Raw genomic sequence first — 18,754 nt, 5'->3', positions numbered from 1 at the left:
ACCGATGCCCGATCACTCGCTGTCTTCTGGTGTGGCCTTCAGCCACGTGCCCGTATTGGCTGAAACGCTGCTGCAGATTTTGTCTGAGCAGCCCCCATCCCTTTGGCAGAACACAGCTGTAATTGACGCCACTCTTGGCGGTGGAGGTCATAGCGAACTCATCCTGGAACGCTGTCCTGGTGTGCATTTAATTGGATTGGATCAGGACCCCACGGCCAGGGCTGCTGCTGCCTCAAGGCTGGAACCCTTCCTTGAGCGTGTGCAGATCGTTCCGGTCAACTTTGCTGCGTTTGAGCCACAGGAACCGGTGTCGTTGGTGCTGGCAGACCTGGGGGTGAGCAGTCCCCAATTGGATGTGGCCTCCAGAGGATTCAGCTTCCGGAAGGATGGTCCCTTGGATATGCGCATGAACCCAGCGGCTGGGGGTGAAACGGCAGCGGAGCTGATCGAGCGGCTGGACGTGAATGCCCTGGCTGACTTGATTTACGCCTTTGGCGAGGAACGCATGTCGCGCAGGATTGCGCGACGGATCAAGGCGGATCTGGAGGCAGAAGGCGCCTATGCAGGCACGGCGGCGTTGGCCTATGCCGTTGCTGGTTGTTATCCCCCGAAAGCAAGGCGGGGAAGGATTCATCCCGCCACGCGCACCTTTCAGGCATTGCGGATTGCTGTGAACGATGAACTGGGAGTACTGGACCGATTGCTTCAGAATGCACCCGGATGGCTCAAGCCTGACGGTCTCCTCGCGATCATCAGTTTCCATTCGTTGGAAGATCGCCGCGTCAAAACTGCTTTTCTCCAAGAAGAGCGGCTCGAACGGGTGACGCGTAAGCCGTTGATGGCGTCAGAACAGGAGCAGGCGGACAACCCGCGCAGCCGCAGCGCAAAACTCCGAATTGCTAGACGGAGGCCCGACACCGCTCGGTCTGAGCCATGAGCATCTCATGGTCTTCCGATTGGTGGTGGTGGATTGCTCTATTGGTGCAGCTGCTGGCGATTCCTGGCACGCTCTTGCCCCTGCTTCCAGGCTTGATCTGGCTTCCTGTAGGCGGATTGATTTGGACCGTTGCTGTCGGATGGCAACAGGCCTGGCCTGAGCTCGTTGTTGCTTTGGTCTTGTTCGGTCTGGGCCTTGTGGCCGACCTGTTGGCATTGGGCCTGGCCTCGATGCGCCTTAAGGCCAGCCGTTGGTCAGCGGCGGGGGCGGGGGCGGGTCTGCTCTTAGGGGTGTTCGGCCTTCTTCCGGCCCTCCCTTTTGGAGGTCCATTGCTTGGGGCCTTATTTGGCCCCTGGCTTGGGGCTCTAGTCGTGGAAACTTGGGTCAAAAAAAAGCCACCCGTGAATTTCGGGTGGCTTAAAGCCTTACGCCAAGGAGCCGTGGTGGGCTTGGCGGTAGTGGTCGGACTGCTCGTGAGTCGTCTGGCTCAGTTGGCCTTGGCACTGCTCGGTGTGGTGGCCTTTATCGGACTCAGCTCTCGCTGAGAAAACCGGTTTGGTCTGTTGTGCCAAACAGTTGGCGATAGGCCGCTGTTGAGATGCAGATCACCAAGGGGCTAGACACCAGTAGGCCCACTCCGATGAGGAGAAGTCCAATGCTCAGGATGACAACCTCCACGATCAGCAGCAGGAGCATCCACCCCCAGCTGGGATCCACGACGGCCCTACCGCGCTGGATTTTTTGAAGAGGATTGCCCTCTCCCATGATCGCGATGAAGGGAAGGAACTTTTGGTTCACTCCCAAATAAAGGAACACGATTCCTGCCACGAGGCCAGGAATCACGGCTAGAGCTTGATTGATCTGAAACAGGCCGGTGCCGATGGCAACGGCGATGAACACAATGATCGCAAGAACAACGGCCAGCACTAGCTGGTTGATGAACAGGCGACCTGCCGCTTGGCCATCCCAGCGGGTGAGGTCTCCAAAGGAGGGTTTGTGGCCACTGAGCGCCTTCCAGGCTCCGCGTATCAGGCCTGTGACCGCCCAGAGGCTGATCACAGTGCTGCCAATCACGGAAACCATCATCAGCAGAACGGTGGCAGGATCGAAGCCTGCCTCTGCCGTGGATCTGAAGGAAGCGATTTGGCTCATCACCTGAAAGATCAGCCCTAACGCTCCCGATAGCAGGGTGAACAGCACAAAAGTCAACGGGGCTTTGCTGAAGCCGGACCAACCATCTTCAATCGCTTGCAGAACGTGAAGTCTGCTGCTCTCCGTGATGTCGCTCATTGCCAGATGTTGATTGAATGGCTTGGCCGGAAAGTAGCGACGCGCACTATTTATTTCACGGTTTATGACGCAATTGGTGGATGGCGTCGTTGATGGCCTCCACGGCTTGGTCAATGTCGTGCTCCGTGCTGCTGCGCCCCAAGCTCAGTCGCAGGGAGGCTTCAGCCTCTTGGCGGCTTCGTCCTAAGGCCATCAGCACGTGGGACGGTTCACCGCGACTGCAGGCCGACCCACTGCTACAGGCCACGCTGGACCGCAGGGCTCGATGCAGCTTGCTTCCGGAGACACCTGGAATGGTGATGTTGAGATTGTGCGGCAGTCGAGCCGTGGCGTGCCCATTGAGAACAACGGTTGGGTGTCTCTGTTTCACACCCTCCCAAAGTCGATTGCGCAAACCTTCGAGGCGTTGACTGCGGCTAGCGAGATCGCTAAGTGCCAACTCGGCCGCTTTGGCGAATCCGATGATCAACGGCACCGGCAAGGTGCCAGGTCTTAACCCCCTTTCTTGCCCTCCTCCCCATTGCAGCGGCTCCACCTCTAGATCTGGGTTGTAGATCAGGGCGCCGATCCCTTTAGGGCCGTTCAGTTTGTGTGCGCTCAGGCTGAGAAAATCGGCGCCAAGACGTTGGCTGTCCAGGGGGATGTGGCCGAAGGCTTGAGCGGCATCGCTATGCAGCGATACCCCCTGATCTCTGCAAATGGCCGCGAGTTCAGGGAGTGGTTGGATGACGCCGATTTCGTTATTGGCCAGCATCACACTCACCAATTGGGTGTCTTCCGTGATGGCGGCCTCAAGCTGTTTGGGGTCGAGGAGACCATCCCGCCCTGGTGCAAGCAGGCTGATGCGAAAGCCTTCACGCTGAAGCTGCCGCAGGGGGTCGAGAACAGCGTGATGTTCGCTGACCATGCTGATTAGATGCCCTGGTTGTCCCCTCTCGCGTGCCACGGCTCGTGCATGTCCGAGGAGGGCAATGTTGTTGGACTCTGTGGCCCCGCTGGTGAAGATCAGCTGTTCACTGGCACAGTTCAAGCAATCGCTTAATTGCTCTCGGGCCAATTGCACGGCGGCGGCGGCTGTTAGTCCCAGCCGATGCTGCCGGCTTGAAGGATTGCCCCACTGTTCACGCCACCAGGGTTCCATGGCTGTCAGCACATCCTTGTGACATGGCGTTGTGGCTTGATGGTCGAGGGCAATCGGTGCCGATTGAGTCGAGCCGGTGTCGGAACTTGGCAGCATGGTGTGAGTCTGTCGTCCTATCTGATGCGTGCGGCTTATTGGATGACCAGCTTGAGTCTGCTTGCGATCAGTGCTGTGCAGCCAGGCTTGGCAGAGCTATCTCTGCGTGAAAAGGTCCTTGAACAGATGCGGGCCTCGCGGCCTGCCGATCTGGTCGTGCTCGAGACGCGTGAGCTTGGAGGTACGTCCCTTCTCGGGATTTTTGCCATCCGGGTGGATTCGGCTGATCCTGATTTAAGGAGTTACAAGCTTTGGAGGGAATCGCCTGAGAATCTGATCATCCCAACGGAATCGGTGCGTTGCAGTCGCACTGAGCCCATGCGTGTCACCCGCGATCAGTCCGCGATCTACTTAGATCGACTCAACCCTGGTGGTTCGATTACTTCGGCGAATCGGGAGCACCATTTGGTGTGGTGGGCTGCCTGCGAGCCAGAGCTTGCTGGTAAAGATCCCTCTCTGTTGACAGAAAAGGCCAAGGCGTTGGGCTTTTCCACCCTGCAGAACGAATCCCAAGAAATTTTGCGGTTGCCGATGCAATAGCGCCTCTAGATTTCAAGAAGATGTGTCAGGTCCATGACGGAGACCCTTGGCGAGGTTGTGCCCCCACGGTTGCTACTCGTTGATGACGAGCCTGGTTTGCGCACCGCCGTTCAGGCCTATCTCGAGGATGAAGGGTTTGATGTCACAACGGCCGAGGACGGGGAAGAAGGATTCAGCAAAGCCCAGCAAATGCTGCCCGATGTCGTCATTAGCGACGTGATGATGCCTCGCCTCGATGGCTATGGCTTGCTTCGCAAGCTCCGCGAAGACGAGCGTTTGGGGGGGACGCCAGTGATTTTTCTGACCGCCAAAGGGATGACGGCGGATCGCACTCAGGGCTATCTCGCCGGCGTGGATGACTACATCCCCAAACCCTTTGATCCTGATGAACTTGTCGCGAGGGTCCGAAATGTTGCCCAGCGGCAGCAACGGTTGTTGCAGGAGGCAGCCCGGTTTGCTGACACCGATATGGGCCAGATGGCCAAGCAGATCACAGAGATCCGTTCGCTCCTCGCCCAGGCCGATGCCCTACCCAATCAGGATCCGGTCCAACACAATTTCACGCCAAGGGAGGCAAGCGTGTTGCAGCTTGTGGCTGAGGGCCTGATGAATAAGGAGATCGCGCGCCAGCTCGAAACCTCGATTCGCAATGTGGAGAAATATGTGAGCAGGCTCTTCATCAAAACGGAAACGTCCAGCCGCACGGAGCTCGTGCGTTATGCCCTCCAGCATCACCTTGTGACCTGATGGATGAGCCGGCGGGATGGCGGCCGGCTGCGTTGAACAACGGCTGGACGTACTGCGATCGGGTTCGAGCAGGGGAGCAGTCGTTTCGATTGAGTGATGTGCTGGCAAACCGCTATCGCCATTCCTCTTCGGCGACCTGGCAGCAGCGCTTGGCGAGAGGGGAAATCACCCTGAATGGTTTGGCTTGTCCCGATGACGTTGAGGTGAAAACTGGCGATTGGATTCGTTGGCAGCGCCCTCCCTGGGTGGAGGCTGCGGTTCCCGATCAATGGGAGGTCATTCACGATGACGGCGATCTGCTGGTCGTGAATAAGCCCTCAGGATTGCCGGTGATGCCAGGTGGCGGCTTCCTTTCCCACACGCTGACGTCCTTGTTGGAGCGGAGGAGCCGCTCTGTTGGAGAGGCCTTGGTGCCGAAGCCGATTCATCGCCTCGGACGGTTCACCTCTGGCCTTCAGGTTTGTGCCCGTCGGCCCGAAACCCGGGCCGCATTGTCGAAGCAATTTCAACCTGAGGGTGATTGCCGAAAAACGTACCTGGCCTTGACGCAACGTTTGGAACGTCTTCAACAAGGTCAGACGCTTGTCATCCAAACCGATGTTGTGGAGAGGCAACATCCGTTGCTCGGTTGGATTTGGGGACCAGAACCAACAACGCCGGAGCCATTGCGGAAGCGCCTATCAGCTCACTCTTCAGTGAAACTCAGGGAGCGACGGGAGACAGGAGATCTTGTCGAAGTGTTGATCCGTACGGGCCGCCCCCATCAGATCCGCATTCATCTCGCCCAACAGGGGTGCCCCTTGCTCGGAGATCCCTTGTATCAATCCGATCAGGGGCTGTCTGCATCAGCAACGCCAGGTGATGGTGGGTATCAATTGCACGCTTGGCGCTTGGAGGGTTTGGATTGGCCGCCCACCAAGTTGCTATCGCTCCATGCTCAGCCGCCCAAGCTGTTGAGAGATCAACTCGGGGCAGGTTGTTGATCTGATTCGAGCTGAGTGAAATCAGTTCAGTGCGATCAGACCCTTTGAAACTCCACAAGGCGGGAGAAGTAAAACGGTGCTTTGTTCAAGCTGCGGCGCACCAATTTGAAGCCACAGGATTCAGCCGCTTGCACAATTCCTGCTTCTCTCAGGGTGTAAGCACGGGTGGTTTTGCTTGGGCCAGGGAACAGTTGGCCGATCCCTTTCAACAGCGCCAGCAGCGGCGTATACGGTGCAAAGCTCACAATCAGCCTGTTTTCGGTGAGGCTGCAGAGGTGGCGAACCATCTCCTCTGCTGCTGGTTGTGGGTAATGAATGAACACATCCAGGCAGCAGACGGTGTGAAAGGAGCCGCCGAGGCTTTCGAGATCACTGGCGAAGAAATTGAGCTTGCCCATGTTCAAGCCTGCCTCCTCTGCACGGCGCTGAGCCTCGTGCGCCATCGCTTCAGAAATGTCACTGGCATGGATGGAGCCAGCTCCCATCTCGGCTAAAGGCAAGCTGAGGCTGCCCACTCCGCACCCTGCATCACAGAAGCTCACGTCGCTGAGCTCGCCACTCTCCTTGATCCAGCTCAACACCTCATCCACGGTCTTTTGGTGGCCGATGCGAATGTTGCGCTGCACCTTGTTGACATCATCACTTTCGCTGTAAATGCGATTCCAGCGCTCGAACCCTGTGGTTTCGAAGTACCCCTTCACCTCCTGCTTTTCAGCCTGCGTGTCGTCCAGCAGGGACTCGGGTGGCATGGCATCAGACAGAAGGGTCGCGAAATTTTAGGCAGCGTGTTGCCAGCTCAGGTTGTTGGTTTCGGCATCCCAATGCCAGCGCAACAGCTCGTTTAGAGGTCGTCCCAGCAGTTGGAACGTGTCTTGGGAATTCAAGGCCTTCCTGGGTGCAACGGTTGCGGCATAAATTGCAGCACTTGGATGGGAGCTCCAGCGCGCGAGCCGCTTTACTCCCTCAAGCAGCGGCAAGGTCACGCCTGCAAGGGTTCCATCCTCAAGCCGGCAGGTGCCGTCCGCCACCAGAAGCGCACGCTCATCCCAGTGGTGAACGCCATCTTCTAATCCGTAAGGGGCAAGTGCGTCGCTCACGAGCACAAGTTGATCGCCGGCCAGTCGCTGCAAGAGCACCGCCATCGTGGGGTCTACGTGAACCCCATCAGCAATCAGGCCGAGGGCAATGTCATCCCGTTGGCAGGCGGCTCCGATCGGTCCTGGATTGCGGTGATGCAACCCTGGCATCGCATTGAAGCTGTGGGTCAGCATCGATACGCCCCTGTTAAAGGCTTCATTGGCCGTGGTTGCATCCGCTGTGCTGTGACCAAGGGCTATGCGAATGCCCAGGTCACAAAGATGTTCGATCACGGCTGCGGCCCCATCGAGTTCTGGCGCGAGCGTGACCAGGGCAATCTCCTGTTCAAAGCCGCTGATGCGTGCCTTGAGTTCGGCCATGGAAGGGCTGGCGAGGTGTTGGCGTGGATGGGCTCCCCGCCTTGCATCGGCAAGAAAAGGGCCCTCTAAATGGGCACCAAGCAGCTGGCAGCGATAGGGCTGGTGAGCGCCACGCGCCTGCCTGAGCACAGCAAGGGCTCGGCGTAAGGGCTCAACGCCACACGTCACCAGAGTGGGACTGATCGCTTCCACGCCATCACGCCAGAGCTGATCGAGGAGTTGCAAGAGTTGCGGCAACGCCGCCTCTGTCAGCTCTGGGAACGGCAGTCCAAAGCCTCCATTGATCTGGAGGTCCACACCCATCGGGCTGAGCACATCTCCGCTCCAGCTTTCACCGGCCAGGGCAGACCCATCAGGCATGAGTCCCAGATCAACAATGCGGTCTTGCTGATCGATTTGAAGCCACCACTGCTGAGAGTGCCCGTCTTTGCTCGTGCTGTGGGGCAGGCAGACGTGTGTGATCCGGCGCATGGGGAATGGTCCTTTGATGCCAGTGCGGGACGATGGCAGTCTCGCTGCACGCTTGCTGTGTCCAAGCCATCGGAGCCCACAATCGTCGCCACTCCCCGTGTTGCAGTGATCATGGGAAGTGACTCTGATTTGCCCACCCTGAAGCCAGCGGTTTCGGCTCTTGAGGATTTAGGCGTCAACGTTGAGGTGCGTGTGCTTTCGGCCCATCGCACTCCGCTCGAAATGGTGGACTTTGCCCGTCAGGCCAAACAGCTGGGATTTCGGGTGATCGTGGCTGGTGCCGGTGGTGCTGCGCACCTGCCAGGAATGGTGGCCTCACTCACCACGCTTCCTGTGATCGGTGTTCCTGTGAAAAGTCGAGCTCTCTCGGGAGTGGACTCCCTGCATTCCATTGTTCAGATGCCTGGGGGAATCCCTGTGGCCACGGTTGCGATCGGCGGAGGATTAAATGCTGGTTTGCTGGCCGCTCAGATCCTGGCGATCAGTGATTCGGCCCTCTCTGAACGATTGGAGGCGTACCGCCAGCAACTCCACGACGTGGTGGTTGCCAAGGATTCTCGCCTCAAAGCACTCGGTGCTGACGCGTATCTGGATTCCATGTCGAGTAACTGATCACACAGCTTTGGTCGTGGTCCGCTTCACAATTCATTCTCAACGGAACGTTTGATGTTCGGTCCTGCCTGGATGCGTTGGGGACTTGCCCTGCCCCTCCTAACGCTCAATTTATTTGTGCTGCGTCAGCTGCTTGTGCCGCTAGCGCCCTTCCCGGGGTTGTTCTTGACGGCGGCTCTGATCGCCTTCCTGCTCAACATCCCCTCCCGTTGGCTTCGTGCCCGGGGCCTGCCGGGTTGGCTTGCGATCACCCTTGTGTTTTTGGTTGCTGTCGGAATCCTGGTGATCTCAGGCATCACATTGGTGCCCCTACTGATTGATCAGCTTGCGCAATTGATCAATGCCTTGCCAGGTTGGCTTGAAGCATCCCAAGGGTTGATCAGTCGTCTTCAGGAATGGGCAATGGCCCGTGGTTTGCCAAGTGAATTCGGAGATCTGAGCAGCGATGTTCTGACGCGTGCCAGTCGCGTAGCCAGTCAATTCAGTCAACAGTTGCTCAGCATTCTTGGTGCAACCCTCGGCACCACCATCAACACTGTCATCGTCCTGGTATTGGCGGTGTTCTTTCTGCTGGGAGGAGAGTCCATCACGGCAGGGTTGGTGCGTTGGTTGCCTCAGGAGTGGCGCCAGCTGGTTGTGACCACAATCACGCGCACTTTCCGGGGCTACTTCGCGGGTCAGGTCGTGCTCGCGTTGATTTTGAGCGCCGGTCAGATTGCGGTGTTCACGTTGCTGAAGATTCCTTATGGCGTGTTGTTTGCCGTCTTGATTGGCTTAACCACGTTGATCCCCTATGCCAGTGCCTTCACCATCGTTGCGGTGAGTGTTTTGTTGGCAGTGCAAGATCCTGGAATGGGCCTCGCCATTTTGGCGGCAGCGATTGGCGTGGGTCAGATTGTGGATCAGGTGATCCAGCCACGCTTAATGGGGAGCATCGTTGGCTTGCAGCCGGCTTGGCTGCTCATTGCTCTGCCGCTTGGTGCGCGAGCGGGTGCCTTGTTTGGCTTTGGAGAGCTTCTTGGGCTTTTGCTAGCCGTGCCAGTGGCCAGCTGCATCAAAACCCTGATCGACGCCTGGGCTGATCGTCAGGGTTTTGATCTCCCGTTAAGAACGATCAGCTCTGCTCAGGAATGATTTTTTTGTCGACCAGATAACGGATGACCTGGTCAACGCAACTGTCCAGGCTGTTGTTGCCTGTGTTGACGCTGAGCTCAGGCTGTTCGGGTGCCTCATAGGGGCTGGAGATTCCAGTGAATTCTTTGATTTCTCCCGCACGCGCTTTGGCATAAAGCCCTTTGGTGTCGCGTTCTTCGCAAACGCTGAGATCGGCTGCGCAGTGGATCTCGATGAAGTCTCCTGTGCTTACAAGCGCTCTGGCTTTGTCGCGGTCAGCCCGAAAAGGGGACACAAACGCAGTCAGAACGATCACGCCGGCATCCAGGAACAGTTTGGCTACTTCGCCGATGCGACGGATGTTTTCTTCTCGGTCGGCGTCGGAAAAGCCCAAGTCCTTGCAGAGGCCGTGGCGAACGTTGTCGCCGTCCAACACGTAAGTAGCCAGGCCGCGTTCAAACAAAGCGGCGTTCACGGCATTGGCCAAGGTGCTTTTGCCCGCACCGCTTAAGCCTGTAAACCAGAGGATCGAACTGCGGTGCCCGCGTTGCTCAGCGCGCGTGTCGCGATCGACCGAGGCCTGGTGCCAAACGATGTTGGTGGCTTTTGGATTGTCGGCGGCGGCCATGAACGGAACGCGAAAGATGGCATTGTCTCCTGGAGCAAACGATCACGGCACAATCTCTGCACGAAGCCGGCGAGGTCTCAGCCTCCAGCCCTCTTGGGTTTGTAACCCTCTTTCTTGAGGTACTCGAGACTGAGCTCAACCTGATCACCTTGCAATTCGATCACCCCATCCTTTGCGGTGCCGCCACTGCCAATTCGCGTTTTCAGCTTTTTCAAAAGGGCTTTCAGGCCATCTGGATCCAACTCAAGACCTCGGATCACCGTGACGGTCTTGCCCCCTTTACCGCCTCGCGTCGGCTGCACGCGAACGGCCTGCTCACCCTTGGGTGTGACGCCTGCTGAGGGTCCGGCGGGGCGTTGCAGACTGTCAGCACTGCTGAATTCTTGCCAACCTCCCTTGCGCATGAGCCTTTTGCATCCCCTCCTATTCTGCCGCTCCTCACCATGAGTGAGTTCGCTCCTGCTCCTCAATGGGCCGATTCCAGTCGGGGGCTCGGCCGCTGGATTGAACGGTTGATCGGCATACGTCTGTTGCGTCGCCCGCTGTTTTTTCAAGCACGACAGCTGATCATCCGAACGGCTGAGCGCAACGGGATTCCATGGCGAAAGCGACGGTCTGAATTACGCGAGGCGGCTGCTCCTCTTCTGGCGCAGAGCCGCAGCGAGGGTGTGATTCTTCCCGCCTATTACCAAGCGCGCTTCCATGCTTACGAGCAGGGCAACCTCTGTTGGCAGGCCGCAGCGGAGGCTGAGCAGGCCACCGATGCGATGGCCTTGCGCATTTGGCAAGAGGAAAAGCTTGCACCGCTGCAGGCTCAAACGCGACTCCGCGATGCAATCCATGCAGTGGTGGAACCCCTCCTCAGTGATTCCATCGATGAGGTTTTGGATTTGGGTTGTTCCGTGGGAGTCAGCACCCAGGCGCTTGCTCGTTGGTTGAATGCTCGGGCCGATCAACGTGGTCGGAACAGGCCAAGGCTGATCGGTTTGGATCTCTCCCCGGAGATGTTGGCTGTGGCACGGGTCAGAGATCGCGACAATTTGATCAGTGAGTGGCGCCATGCCGCTGCCGAACACACCGCTTTGGCGAAAGAGACGGTCGATTTCATCAGTCTTCAGTTCGTTTGTCATGAGCTGCCTCAAAACGCCACCTGTGAGGTTCTGGAGGAAGCAGCGCGTCTTCTCAAGCCTGGGGGGGTGCTGCTGATGGTGGATCAGGATCCAGCGTCATCGGTGTTGCAACGTCTGCCAGCTGCCGTTGCGACCCTCCTGAAGAGTACGGAGCCTTACATCGAGGACTATTTCAGTCTGGATATGAACGCCACCCTCCTCCAGGCTGGGTTTCGAGATCTACGCATTGAGGCCTGTGATCCACGACATCGTGTGATCGCCTGTTTACGCTGACGCATCGCAAGACGCCGTTTCAGCGGCCTGCCAGACCTGTGACAAGCACTCTGCCGACTGCCAACACACCCGATCCCGCCAGCCTGACGCCTTCGGTTCGTCCTGAAGCGCATGGCCGGTTTGGACGTTATGGGGGGCAGTACGTCCCCGAAACGCTGATGCCAGCACTGGCGGGGCTTGAGCAGGCGGCGGCTGAAGCGTGGAAGGACCCAGCTTTCACGACTGAGTTGAACCGGTTGTTGAAATCGTATGTAGGGCGAGCCACTCCGCTCTATGAAGCTGAGCGTCTGACCGCTCACTACCGCCGTTCCGATGGTGGTCCACGCATCTGGTTGAAGCGAGAAGATCTAAACCACACGGGTGCGCACAAAATCAACAATGCCCTCGGTCAGGCCTTGTTGGCCTTGCGTATGGGCAAGAAGCGGATCATTGCTGAAACCGGTGCGGGTCAGCATGGCGTGGCCACGGCAACGGTTTGCGCTCGTTTTGGCCTGGAGTGCGTGGTTTATATGGGTGCAGAAGACATGCGTCGTCAGGCGCTAAATGTGTTCCGCATGCGCTTATTGGGAGCCACCGTTCAGCCGGTCACGGCAGGGACGGCCACCTTGAAAGACGCGACGAGCGAAGCCATCCGCGATTGGGTGACCAATGTGGAAAGTACCCACTACATCCTGGGATCTGTGGCTGGCCCCCATCCCTATCCGATGTTGGTGCGTGACTTCCATGCAGTCATTGGCAATGAAGCCCGCGAGCAGTGCATGGAGTCCTTTGGGCGGCTCCCTGATGTGTTGTTGGCATGTGTTGGTGGAGGTTCCAATGCGATGGGTCTGTTTCATCCGTTCGTACAAGACACCTCGGTTCGCCTGATTGGTGTTGAGGCCGCTGGTGATGGAGTTGCAACCGGTCGTCATGCCGCAACAATTACAGAGGGTCGCGTGGGTGTGTTGCATGGGGCGATGAGCCTTCTGCTTCAAGATCAGGACGGTCAGGTGCAGGAAGCGCATTCCATCAGCGCCGGCCTTGACTATCCCGGCGTGGGGCCAGAGCACAGTTATCTGCGGGAAATTGGTCGTGCTGAATATGGTGCCGTGACGGACGATGAGGCGATCTCAGCGTTACGGCTCGTGAGTGAGTTGGAGGGAATCATCCCAGCGTTAGAAACGGCTCATGCGTTTGCTTGGCTGGATACGTTGTGCCCAACGCTTGCTGATGGCAGCGAAATCGTGATTAATTGTTCAGGTCGTGGTGACAAAGATGTAAACACCGTGGCAGAAAAACTCGGAAATAAGCTTTGAAGACTGTGCTTCAGCGTTTGTTGAAGTCCTCCAGGAAACTGGGCATCAGTTTGAAATTTTGGGACTTTCTACTGATCTTGGTGATCGTGGTCTCAGCGATTTTTCTTGTTCAGTTTCTTGGAAGAGAAAATCTGGATGTGATCAGTTCTCGAGAATTGCTTCGGCTCACTAGTACTCCTCATATTCGCAATGAAGCTCCAGATGCCGCGACGCGTGGGAGGCCGTTAAAAGGGGCCGAAATTCTGCGTGATTCGCAACTTCTCGAAGCGGCGAAGTATAAGGTGTATACAGGCATTTACGTGGCAAATAATTTTAGCCTGGATCTTGAAGTTCCTAGTTTCTCCAGTAAGGGATATATCTGGATGCGTTGGGGTCAGTCTTTTCAGAACTATTTGGTTGGGCGTGGCCTTGCTGTTTCGGAAATTATTAGCCTCGAAAATGATATTAATCCTGAAACGTCTGTGATCACGCCATTGCGAGATGTTCGTAAATTTGATGATGGCACTTTCGGGCAGGGAATGTTATATACGGGAGATTTTTATATCGACAATTTAGACCTGCGGAGGTTCCCGTTCAATTCAGTCAGTCTGCCTGTCGTTCTGGAGGTTGATGATTCGATTGGTGATTTGACTTACGATAGTCTTCGCTTGATTCCCGATTTAAGAGATAGTGGTATCGGCCAATATTCTGATCTCTTTGGCTGGCTAACTCGGGGCTGGTCGTTCGGGGAATTCAGACATCATTTTGCCTCCGGTCTTGGAGTTAGCGCTGTGGATGAGGAATACAGCCAGCTTATTTTTGATGTCTCGTATCAGCGGTCTTCTTGGTCTGCTTTTTGGACATTGATTCAGCCCTTGGTCGTCGTTATGGCCTCAATTGTGTTGATCACGAGGGTGCTCACTGAGTTTCGCGTCGAGATCCCGATTGCGGTTCTGTTGACATTGATCTTTTTGCAGGATGGCTATCGATCGGAACTGCCGAATCTTCCTTATCTGTCATTCTTAGACTCTGTTTATGCCATTGCTTACCTTCTTTCGATTGTTAGTTTTGCGTTGGTTCTTTATCTTGAAAGTCTTAAAAGAAGGGCGAGTCTAGAGCAGGGTGATCGCCGAAACTTGATTTTGAACCGTATTCACATCTACGAGCAATCCTGGCCTCCGATCTCCCTTCTCGTGATGGTGTTGCTATCAGCAGCCAGCTGGTTATTGATTTAACTATTTTCGTTCAAGGTTCCCAGGGATCACTGCCAAGGAACACCAAATCAATGCTGCGATGGAGCTTAGGAGTGGTGCGCTTAAGTTCATTCATCAGGCGGTCGCGGGTGATCTCTGGAGCGACCGTTTCCATCGCCTGGACGAGCCATTGTGCGGCCATGAAGCCTTCGAGGCTATAGAAATCGAAGTCAACTTCAACTTCAACCTCAACATTTTGTTGTTGTTGACGTAAGAGTCGTTGATAGCTTGCAACATCAGGGTGTCGTGCATCCCATGGGAACGGCACCACTTGCGTGACTCCTACGCCAAATGCTGCTGCTTGAGGCAGATCCCGAAACAGCGCTTTCGTTCCTGTTGGAGAGATCGTCATTAATTGCGGACGGCTGCCATTTCGATGCACGTTGTTCACGAGCGAGGCCATCGTTTTGCTGAGCGAGATCACGATGAGGGCATCAGGCTTCGATTTGACGATCGTCTTGGAGGCTTGCTTTGTTTCCGTTGAGTTTCGTGGAAGAGCAGCCGTGCTGACAGCGCGGAGATCGTGGGTCTGCAAAGCCTCCACTGTGCTGGCAAGCACGTCTTTCCCATAGGCGTCGTTCTGATACGCCACGGCAATTCTCACGAAGCCGTCGTTAACGAGGTGATCAACGATTCGCCGGGCTTCCTCCGCATAACTTGCTCGGAAATGTAAAACCCCGATCTGACCCTTGGTTCTCAGGGAGCTAGCGCCTGTTAGAGGTGCAACGAGTGTGAGTCCTGCTTTCTTGGCGATTGGTAGGGCGGCCTTGCTCGTGGGGGTGCCAAAAAAGCCGAATAGGGCCAAAACTTCGGGTTCGGCCGCAAATAAGCGGCTATTTCTCAGGGTGTTTTCTGGCTCATAGCCATCATCAATCCGCCAGATTTTGACGGGTCGTCCGGCAATGCCACCGCGGTTATTTAAGTCCCGTAAAACCGTGTCGATTCCCAGGGCAAAGCGCTCTCCAATATGTCCAGAGGGTCCTTTCAGGGGAAGCGATTGTGCCAGCAACCAAGGGCGGGGTTCTTCGTCGAGCAGTGAATCAAGGTTCTCACTGGAAACGTTCTGGGCTGCATCGTTTGGAGCAACAGTGTTGGTGGGTTGGAGGTCAAGCCGATCCTGTTGCTGGGTCAGGTTGACACCGCTCCAGATAGCAATTAATGCCCCTCCCACACTCAGTCCGATGAGGATGGCGAGGCGTGTTTTCGCTGTTCTCCCTTTGGACGGCATGTCAGTTCAGGAGATGGTCGAGATGATGAGCCGCACTCTTTACAGCAGCAAGGGCTGTGGCGTAGGCCATGCGCATTGGACCCACAAGCGCCACGTATCCCACTCCGTCAGTGGCGCTTGTGTAGGAGGCTTGGACCACTGAGCAGTGGTGAAGGGCTTGCTCGGGATGTTCTTGGCCAATCCACACGCCATATCCAGGACCGGGAGCGGAGAGGGTCAGGGATGCGGGGCTTTGATCCATCAGTTCCAGGAGTGGTCTGACCTTGGCGCTTTGGCTGAATTCAGGCTCGGCAACGAGCCGAGACACTCCATGAAACAAGGCCTTGGTCTCTTGAGAGGTCTGCAAGGTCTGATGACTTTGAATGGCATCGCGGAGAGCCTTGCCGCAGGCCTGCAGTTCCCTTGGGAGTGAATTCCAATTCAAACTGCCATTGCTGTCGAGCTGCCGGCGCGCCCACTGATCCATCGCTTCAATTTGATGTTCACTGCCGTGGGGTAGCCGCAGGTTGAGGTGACTGGCTTGGCTGGAATTCTCCACCAACATCACCAGCAAGCGCTCTTCGCTGCGAACCAGTCGGATGGCTTCCAGCGCGGGTTGCCTCTGGGTGGGGTGCGTGATCAGGCTCATCAGTCCCGTGAAATCGGTGAGCCGTCTTGCCATGTTTTGGAGCAAATCATCAAGAGCCGCCCAGCGAAGGCTGAGCTGGGTTAATTCCTGATCGAGATGCTGGGCGATCGTTCCGGGCCTGGGGAGAAGGCAATCCACGTAATGCCGGTATCCACTGGGGCTTGGTACCCGTCCTGCAGACGTATGTGGTTGGGTCAGTAGACCTCGCTGCTCTAGAGCCCCCATGGCTGAACGCACCGTGGCAGCACTGGCTTGCAGATCAAACCTCTGAACGAGGGTTCTGCTCCCTACTGGCTCAATCGTGTCAACGTAGTGATGCACCGTGGCCTTGAGCACCTCCTGTTGTCGGCGGGGCAGCGGCTGCACAGGCACACAATCAGCTCATCAATCGTACGGAGGTTTTCTCTTGGATTGGTGGCGTTGTCATGAACCGCTGCTCAGTAACGAGGAACGCTCGGATCGACTTCCACACTCCAGGCATGAATGCCACCTTCTAAGTTCCAGACGTCGTAATCCGGCCCTTGCTCTAAGAGCCAGCAGCCAAAGTTTCTGCTGCGGATCCCGGCATGACAAATCACCACGATGGGTTTGTTGGTTGTCAGCCTTGCGGGCAGATCGGAAAGCCAGAGATTGGATTCACTCAGCGGTAGATGTTCCACCTGTCCGGGGAAGGACGCGATCTCCAGTTCGGAGTGCTCGCGAACATCAACGAGCTGAAGGGCGCTGCCGCTCGACAGCCACTCGTGAAGGTCTCTGGCGCTGATGGATTGGGGCGAAGAGGATGTCATGGGATTCATCATGAATAAAGATGAGGCCAGTCCCACGCCTGCTGCTTCATGAAGGCGCGTTCCTTCCTTTTAGCTGTCGCTGCAGCGGTGCTAGTGCTGCTCACCACCGCATTGGGCTTGTGGTGGGCGATGGCACAGCAGAGCCCTCTGAAAATTGTTGGCCAAGCGCTGGTGTTGCCACGAGCCGCTCGGTTCGTCCCGAACGATGCATCGCTCAGTTTGCATTGGCTCTCTGATCCTGTGCGCATGCCTGCCTATGCCCAAGCGGTGGCACCGGTGTCACGCCGTCGCCAAGCACGGGACAGCACGCAGCAATTGCGGGATGGCGCCTTTGCGTTGGCGGGCTTGGATTTTGTGGGAGAACTCGCGGATTGGATCGGTCCTCAGGTCAGTCTCTCTTTGCTTGCGCCCGTCGCCGATGCGCCGGCGGGCTGGGTGCTTGCGCTCACCAGCCTCGATCAAGACGGTGCCAAGCGCTTTCTCCAACGCTTTTGGCAAACGCGGAGTTTGGCTGGAACCGATCTGCAAATCAGTCGTTATCGGGGAATGGGCGTGATCAGCGGCCGCGGAGCGCTGCTTGGACGAGAGCCACAACCCATCGCTACAGCCTTAATCGATGATGACCTGCTTTTGATTGCGTCCAGTCGTGGTGTGTTGGAACAGTCCCTGGATGTGTCCCAGCTGGATGCTCTGCACCAGCTGGGCGACTCAGCGCTGGAAGCTGATTTGAAGCAGCTCGGTCGGGGTGCGGCTCTGCTGACTGCCGATTCCGCCGCGATGGCGACCTGGCTTGGAATGCCGAGCTCCATCTCTGATCGTGATGACCTTGTCGGTCTAGTGGCAGCACTGGACCCCAAAGGGACTGCCCTCAATCTGGACGCAGTCTTGCGTTTTCGTCAGCCGCTTGGAAGTGCCGGGAATGGGATAACGCTGTCGCATTCCTTGATGCGTTCAGCTGGTGGATCGGCATCGGCCCTGGCTGTGCTCTCGGATCCTGCCGCTCTCCTAAGCCCTCAAAGTGAGGCCCCCGTTGCTCAATGGTTAGCGCCTGTTCTTAAGGAGACTCTCCAAACCCTTGGAGCCGAGGGGGCTTCAGCTGTGGTGGGGTTGGATGCGGGTCCACTGCTCTGGGAGCAGGGAGAAGAGGGTTGGCTGTTGGGAACATCCTCTGATCAGCCCGGTTTGGAGGCCGTGGATGCGGACCTCCAGGCCAAGGGTCTCGTGCGCTCGGCCCTGCCCTCTGATGGCTCCTCCCTTGAGGTGTGGACCCGACTAGCTCGGCAGAGGCAGCGGGGTGAAGCTTCTCTACAGGCCCAACTTGCGGTGGCTTTAGAACGTGAATCCGGCCAAGACTGGTGGGGGCAGACGTTAGATGCTCTAACAACGCGTCAAGATCACGCAGCCCTCGAGCCTCGTTTAGATCAACTACGGGCCTTGCAGGACGAAGGGGCGGCGCCTCTGGCACAGCAGTTGGCATTGGCGACAGAGCTCAGCCGCGCTCAGCTCCAAAAGTGGCGGCCCTGGCGTTTGATTCAGTCGGTGGCTGGCCAGCCCCTGCTCCCAGCGGTGCAGGAACTTGCTTTGGCTGCTGGTCCGGACCAAGAGGAAGGCGCTGGTCAAGCAGGCTCTAACCGCTTACGACTCCGCGCTCAGCTGCGATTTGGTTGACCTGCTGCTGTTGCGTCACGGCATCGCGGTTGAGTGCCACCAAGGCGTGGATCATCCAGATCGTTGTCTGACGCCTTTGGGAGTCGAGCGCACATTCAAGGTGTGCTGCCGTCTGCGCGATCTCGGATTGATCGCCGACCGCTTGTACAGCAGTCCTTATCGCCGAGCGCGTGAAACAGCTGAGCTGGCGGTGAAAAGTGGTTTGGCTGCTGAGATTGAGCTCGCCCGTTGTCTTGAGCCTGGAGGGGATCCATGGCCCTTGGTTCAGCGCTTGCAAGGCTCGTGTTTGCTTGTGGGTCACGAACCTGATTTGAGCCAGCTGGCTGCGGAGCTGATAGGTGCGCGATCTGATGCCCTGCGCCTGCGCAAGGCAGGGCTCTGCCATCTCCGTTGGGACCCATCCCATCAAGATCCCCGTGGAATAGCGCAGCTGCAGGGGTTACTCAGGCCAAGTCTGTTATTGCCGGGCTGCGTTTAAGTTGCGTTGATGAGTTGTC

At 57.0% G+C, this 18,754-nt stretch carries 21 protein-coding genes; 12 read left to right on the top strand and 9 right to left on the bottom strand.

The window, feature by feature from the left end; genetic code table 11:
- Nucleotides 1-4: 4 nt before the first annotated feature.
- Nucleotides 5-937 (top strand): 16S rRNA (cytosine(1402)-N(4))-methyltransferase RsmH, encoded by a 933-nt coding sequence (rsmH, locus tag SynSYN20_RS13145; protein ID WP_186524027.1) that lies wholly within the window; start codon nt 5-7, stop codon nt 935-937.
- A complete protein-coding gene (locus tag SynSYN20_RS13140; protein WP_186524026.1) occupies nt 934-1,482 on the top strand; it encodes a DUF456 family protein in 549 nt (182 codons plus the stop codon). Before rsmH ends, SynSYN20_RS13140 begins: the two co-directional genes overlap by 4 nt.
- Here the strand turns inward: SynSYN20_RS13140 and SynSYN20_RS13135 are convergent.
- Nucleotides 1,469-2,227, bottom strand: coding sequence for a hypothetical protein (locus tag SynSYN20_RS13135; protein WP_186524025.1), 759 nt, complete (start codon nt 2,225-2,227; stop codon nt 1,469-1,471). The genes SynSYN20_RS13140 and SynSYN20_RS13135 overlap by 14 nt on opposite strands.
- 55 nt (nt 2,228-2,282) lie before the next feature.
- On the bottom strand, nt 2,283-3,464 hold the full coding sequence (locus tag SynSYN20_RS13130) for a cysteine desulfurase family protein (RefSeq protein ID WP_186524024.1): 1,182 nt from the start codon (nt 3,462-3,464) through the stop codon (nt 2,283-2,285).
- 24 nt (nt 3,465-3,488) lie between these two features.
- Here SynSYN20_RS13130 and SynSYN20_RS13125 point away from each other — a divergent pair, with 24 nt between their 5' ends.
- The 3 genes from SynSYN20_RS13125 to SynSYN20_RS13115 are packed head-to-tail and all read left to right on the top strand — an operon-like array spanning nt 3,489 to nt 5,734.
- Nucleotides 3,489-4,004: a hypothetical protein gene (locus tag SynSYN20_RS13125; protein WP_186525656.1), complete on the top strand. Its 516-nt coding sequence runs from the start codon at nt 3,489-3,491 to the stop codon at nt 4,002-4,004.
- Nucleotides 4,005-4,037: 33 nt separating this feature from the next.
- Entirely contained in the window at nt 4,038-4,751 is a 714-nt protein-coding gene (locus tag SynSYN20_RS13120; RefSeq protein WP_186524023.1) for a response regulator transcription factor, read from the top strand.
- Nucleotides 4,751-5,734, top strand: coding sequence for an RNA pseudouridine synthase (locus SynSYN20_RS13115; protein WP_186524022.1), 984 nt, complete (start codon nt 4,751-4,753; stop codon nt 5,732-5,734). Before SynSYN20_RS13120 ends, SynSYN20_RS13115 begins: the two co-directional genes overlap by 1 nt.
- Before the next feature lie 35 nt (nt 5,735-5,769).
- On the opposite strand, the gene bchM is transcribed toward SynSYN20_RS13115, so the two are convergent.
- Both bchM and SynSYN20_RS13105 read right to left on the bottom strand, forming a co-directional pair.
- A complete protein-coding gene (gene bchM / locus SynSYN20_RS13110) occupies nt 5,770-6,483 on the bottom strand; it encodes a magnesium protoporphyrin IX methyltransferase (protein WP_186524021.1) in 714 nt (237 codons plus the stop codon).
- Nucleotides 6,484-6,510: 27 nt separating this feature from the next.
- On the bottom strand, nt 6,511-7,662 hold the full coding sequence (locus SynSYN20_RS13105) for an amidohydrolase family protein (protein ID WP_186524020.1): 1,152 nt from the start codon (nt 7,660-7,662) through the stop codon (nt 6,511-6,513).
- A 57-nt stretch (nt 7,663-7,719) separates the two neighbouring features.
- Between SynSYN20_RS13105 and purE the strand changes: the two genes are divergently transcribed.
- Nucleotides 7,720-8,274: a 5-(carboxyamino)imidazole ribonucleotide mutase gene (gene purE / locus SynSYN20_RS13100; protein ID WP_255476431.1), complete on the top strand. Its 555-nt coding sequence runs from the start codon at nt 7,720-7,722 to the stop codon at nt 8,272-8,274.
- Between the two features lie 54 nt (nt 8,275-8,328).
- Nucleotides 8,329-9,408, top strand: a complete 1,080-nt coding sequence (locus SynSYN20_RS13095) for an AI-2E family transporter (protein WP_186524019.1) — start codon at nt 8,329-8,331, stop codon at nt 9,406-9,408.
- Here SynSYN20_RS13095 and cysC read toward each other — a convergent pair.
- Both cysC and SynSYN20_RS13085 read right to left on the bottom strand, forming a co-directional pair.
- Nucleotides 9,389-10,015, bottom strand: a complete 627-nt coding sequence (gene cysC, locus SynSYN20_RS13090) for an adenylyl-sulfate kinase (RefSeq protein ID WP_186524018.1) — start codon at nt 10,013-10,015, stop codon at nt 9,389-9,391. The two genes, SynSYN20_RS13095 and cysC, sit on opposite strands and share 20 nt — an antisense overlap.
- A 77-nt stretch (nt 10,016-10,092) precedes the next feature.
- Nucleotides 10,093-10,419, bottom strand: coding sequence for a translation initiation factor (locus SynSYN20_RS13085; RefSeq protein WP_186524017.1), 327 nt, complete (start codon nt 10,417-10,419; stop codon nt 10,093-10,095).
- Between the two features lie 39 nt (nt 10,420-10,458).
- Here SynSYN20_RS13085 and SynSYN20_RS13080 point away from each other — a divergent pair, with 39 nt between their 5' ends.
- The 3 genes from SynSYN20_RS13080 (at nt 10,459) to SynSYN20_RS13070 (ending at nt 13,927) form a co-directional block, all read left to right on the top strand.
- The gene (locus SynSYN20_RS13080; RefSeq protein WP_186524016.1) at nt 10,459-11,418 is read left to right on the top strand and encodes a class I SAM-dependent methyltransferase; all 960 of its coding nucleotides are present in this window, start codon (nt 10,459-10,461) and stop codon (nt 11,416-11,418) included.
- A gap of 38 nt (nt 11,419-11,456) precedes the next feature.
- Nucleotides 11,457-12,713 carry a tryptophan synthase subunit beta gene (trpB, locus tag SynSYN20_RS13075; protein WP_186524015.1) on the top strand — a complete coding sequence of 419 codons (1,257 nt, stop codon included), beginning with the start codon at nt 11,457-11,459 and terminating at the stop codon, nt 12,711-12,713.
- A gap of 80 nt (nt 12,714-12,793) precedes the next feature.
- Nucleotides 12,794-13,927, top strand: a complete 1,134-nt coding sequence (locus SynSYN20_RS13070) for a hypothetical protein (protein ID WP_255476278.1) — start codon at nt 12,794-12,796, stop codon at nt 13,925-13,927.
- A 10-nt stretch (nt 13,928-13,937) separates the two neighbouring features.
- Here SynSYN20_RS13070 and SynSYN20_RS13065 read toward each other — a convergent pair whose 3' ends face one another.
- The 3 genes from SynSYN20_RS13065 to SynSYN20_RS13055 all read right to left on the bottom strand — a co-directional run bounded on the left by SynSYN20_RS13065 (nt 13,938) and on the right by SynSYN20_RS13055 (nt 16,589).
- Entirely contained in the window at nt 13,938-15,173 is a 1,236-nt protein-coding gene (locus SynSYN20_RS13065; protein ID WP_255476277.1) for an ABC transporter substrate-binding protein, read from the bottom strand.
- A gap of 1 nt (nt 15,174) precedes the next feature.
- A complete protein-coding gene (gene hrcA / locus SynSYN20_RS13060; protein ID WP_186524013.1) occupies nt 15,175-16,167 on the bottom strand; it encodes a heat-inducible transcriptional repressor HrcA in 993 nt (330 codons plus the stop codon).
- Between the two features lie 71 nt (nt 16,168-16,238).
- Nucleotides 16,239-16,589 (bottom strand): rhodanese-like domain-containing protein, encoded by a 351-nt coding sequence (locus SynSYN20_RS13055; protein WP_186524012.1) that lies wholly within the window; start codon nt 16,587-16,589, stop codon nt 16,239-16,241.
- A gap of 48 nt (nt 16,590-16,637) precedes the next feature.
- On the opposite strand from SynSYN20_RS13055, the gene SynSYN20_RS13050 reads away from it, so the two are divergent.
- Together SynSYN20_RS13050 and SynSYN20_RS13045 are read left to right on the top strand one after the other, a co-directional pair.
- Nucleotides 16,638-18,257: a DUF3352 domain-containing protein gene (locus SynSYN20_RS13050; protein ID WP_186524011.1), complete on the top strand. Its 1,620-nt coding sequence runs from the start codon at nt 16,638-16,640 to the stop codon at nt 18,255-18,257.
- Nucleotides 18,250-18,735 carry a histidine phosphatase family protein gene (locus tag SynSYN20_RS13045; RefSeq protein WP_186524010.1) on the top strand — a complete coding sequence of 162 codons (486 nt, stop codon included), beginning with the start codon at nt 18,250-18,252 and terminating at the stop codon, nt 18,733-18,735. Before SynSYN20_RS13050 ends, SynSYN20_RS13045 begins: the two co-directional genes overlap by 8 nt.
- Nucleotides 18,736-18,754 lie beyond the last annotated feature (19 nt).

The organism is Synechococcus sp. SYN20, assembly GCF_014279555.1.
Classification (GTDB): Bacteria; Cyanobacteriota; Cyanobacteriia; order PCC-6307; family Cyanobiaceae; genus Synechococcus_C.
This window is presented reverse-complemented; position numbering and strand designations above follow the sequence as displayed.

Excerpts from the sequence above, each read along its gene's own strand:
- SynSYN20_RS13105 (WP_186524020.1), bottom strand. The coding sequence starts at position 7,662 with ATGCGCCGGATCACACACGTCTGCCTGCCCCACAGCACGAGCAAAGAC.
- rsmH (WP_186524027.1), top strand. The coding sequence starts at position 5 with ATGCCCGATCACTCGCTGTCTTCTGGTGTGGCCTTCAGCCACGTGCCC.
- SynSYN20_RS13085 (WP_186524017.1), bottom strand. The coding sequence starts at position 10,419 with ATGCGCAAGGGAGGTTGGCAAGAATTCAGCAGTGCTGACAGTCTGCAA.
- SynSYN20_RS13080 (WP_186524016.1), top strand. The coding sequence starts at position 10,459 with ATGAGTGAGTTCGCTCCTGCTCCTCAATGGGCCGATTCCAGTCGGGGG.
- SynSYN20_RS13130 (WP_186524024.1), bottom strand. The coding sequence starts at position 3,464 with ATGCTGCCAAGTTCCGACACCGGCTCGACTCAATCGGCACCGATTGCC.
- SynSYN20_RS13095 (WP_186524019.1), top strand. The coding sequence starts at position 8,329 with ATGTTCGGTCCTGCCTGGATGCGTTGGGGACTTGCCCTGCCCCTCCTA.
- SynSYN20_RS13140 (WP_186524026.1), top strand. The coding sequence starts at position 934 with ATGAGCATCTCATGGTCTTCCGATTGGTGGTGGTGGATTGCTCTATTG.
- SynSYN20_RS13050 (WP_186524011.1), top strand. The coding sequence starts at position 16,638 with ATGAAGGCGCGTTCCTTCCTTTTAGCTGTCGCTGCAGCGGTGCTAGTG.
- SynSYN20_RS13115 (WP_186524022.1), top strand. The coding sequence starts at position 4,751 with ATGGATGAGCCGGCGGGATGGCGGCCGGCTGCGTTGAACAACGGCTGG.
- SynSYN20_RS13135 (WP_186524025.1), bottom strand. The coding sequence starts at position 2,227 with ATGAGCGACATCACGGAGAGCAGCAGACTTCACGTTCTGCAAGCGATT.
- SynSYN20_RS13065 (WP_255476277.1), bottom strand. The coding sequence starts at position 15,173 with ATGCCGTCCAAAGGGAGAACAGCGAAAACACGCCTCGCCATCCTCATC.
- bchM (WP_186524021.1), bottom strand. The coding sequence starts at position 6,483 with ATGCCACCCGAGTCCCTGCTGGACGACACGCAGGCTGAAAAGCAGGAG.
- cysC (WP_186524018.1), bottom strand. The coding sequence starts at position 10,015 with ATGGCCGCCGCCGACAATCCAAAAGCCACCAACATCGTTTGGCACCAG.
- SynSYN20_RS13125 (WP_186525656.1), top strand. The coding sequence starts at position 3,489 with ATGCGTGCGGCTTATTGGATGACCAGCTTGAGTCTGCTTGCGATCAGT.
- SynSYN20_RS13055 (WP_186524012.1), bottom strand. The coding sequence starts at position 16,589 with ATGACATCCTCTTCGCCCCAATCCATCAGCGCCAGAGACCTTCACGAG.
- SynSYN20_RS13120 (WP_186524023.1), top strand. The coding sequence starts at position 4,038 with ATGACGGAGACCCTTGGCGAGGTTGTGCCCCCACGGTTGCTACTCGTT.